The sequence below is a fragment of the Fulvivirga kasyanovii genome, assembly GCF_009711405.1.
Lineage (GTDB): Bacteria > Bacteroidota > Bacteroidia > Cytophagales > Cyclobacteriaceae > Fulvivirga > Fulvivirga kasyanovii.
The window spans coordinates 1-286 of record NZ_SMLW01000032.1 but is presented as its reverse complement, the minus strand read 5'-3'; the positions used below and the strand labels follow the sequence as shown (position 1 = coordinate 286).

The 286-nt window shown below is 46.5% G+C and carries 1 pseudogene; it reads right to left on the bottom strand.

Going from position 1 to position 286, the window contains the following annotated elements:
• Positions 1 to 286, bottom strand: a pseudogene (locus tag E1163_RS29995) (fibronectin type III domain-containing protein); the annotation flags it as partial.

Here is a 286-nt window from a genome sequence, read left to right as displayed (position 1 = left end):
GGTAGCAGGGTCCCCAAGGTCGATCAGGTAAACCAACCCCTCTGAGGGTGGTATATCCGGTTCATCACCTGTGGTAATAGTCACAATGTCTGTAACCTCTGAAGCATCAGACTCATTGAAAGACATTAGCCTGTATTCATAAACAGTATTGTATGACAAAGCCACATCCACATAACTTGTGGTATTGGCTGCTACATCAATTGAGGTAAATGCAGGTGCACCCTGAACTCTCCGCTCAATCCTGAAACCCGTTTCGTTATCCGAATTGTCCCGCCAGGTAAGGGAT